This is a genomic window from Microbacterium sp. zg.Y909, assembly GCF_024626565.1.
In genome coordinates, this window is the sequence record NZ_JANJFJ010000681.1 from 1 (window position 1) to 1103 (window position 1103).

Sequence of the window (1103 nt, forward strand, 5' to 3'; positions counted from 1 at the left end):
GGGCCGGCGAGAGCACGGGGTATGCCTCCAACCGGGCGCTGGTGTTCCAGCAGCTGCCCACCGCGGGTCTCCCCTGGCCGCTGCAGAACTGGGCGGAGTACGAGTCCTACCTCGATGACATGGCCGCCACCGGCGTGATGGCGGATGCCACCGAGGTGCGGTGGGACGTCCGCCCGGCTCCGCGCTGGGGCACGGTGGAGGTGCGCGCCTGCGACGGCATGTCGACGCTGCCCGAGCTGGCTGCTGTCACCGCGCTCGTGCAGGTGCTCGTCGAACACTTCTCGCGCGAGCTCGACGCGGGGCGGGAGCTTCCGATCCTGCAGCCGTGGTTCATACGCGAGAACAAGTGGCGCGCGGCACGGTACGGCATGGACGCGCGACTGATCGTCGACCGCGCGGGAACGCAGGTGCCTGTCGCCGAGCACCTGCGCGAGACCATCGACCGGCTCGCCGACGTCGCCGCGGAGCTCAAATGCGCCCGCGAGTTCGCCGGTGTGGACGCCATCGTCAGCGGCGGAGCGAGCTACGCTCGGCAGCTGACGGTGGCCGAGGCCGCGGGAGGCGACCTGCGCGAAGTCGTGCAGCACCTCATCCGCGAGTTCCGCAACGGTCCCACCCTGCGCGACCACCTGCTGTCCCTCGCCCGCTGACGCGCGGCGCAGTCACCGGCAGCGCGGGAGACGACGGAAGGCGATGTGGCAGGCGTAGGCCGTCTGCCCCCGGCATCCGTCCTGCGCTCGCGAAATCACCTGCGCTCGCTACCGCACGGCAGGCGGATGCCGCACCGGGGCGGGGATGCCGCGGGCCACCGCTCCCGCGGACTCAGCTCTTGCCGAAGAGCTTCTGGATCTCGGCGAGGTCGGCCTCGGTCGGCGGGGTCTGCGCCGCGCCGAGACCGAAGCCCGACCCGGTGGGAGCAGTGGCCGCTGCCAGCCCTGCGGCCTCTGCGGCGCGCTTGGCGGGGTTGCCCGACCGCGACACGGCCTTCTTCTTCTGCTGCTTGCCGCGCTTGCTCGAGGCGCCCGGCTTGCCGCCCACCGCTCCCATGCCGGGGATGTTGGGGACGCCGCCGCGCGCGACGGTCTTCATCATCTTCGCGGCCT

1 protein-coding gene and 1 pseudogene are annotated in these 1103 nt (G+C 72.4%); one reads left to right on the top strand and one right to left on the bottom strand.

What is annotated here, in order from left to right:
• Positions 1-650, top strand: a 650-nt coding sequence (locus NQ160_RS24100; RefSeq protein WP_257517496.1) for a glutamate-cysteine ligase family protein, incomplete at its 5' end; no start/stop codon positions are given.
• Positions 651-822: 172 nt separating this feature from the next.
• Here the strand turns inward: NQ160_RS24100 and NQ160_RS24105 are convergent.
• Positions 823-1103, bottom strand: a pseudogene (locus NQ160_RS24105) (signal recognition particle protein); the annotation flags it as partial.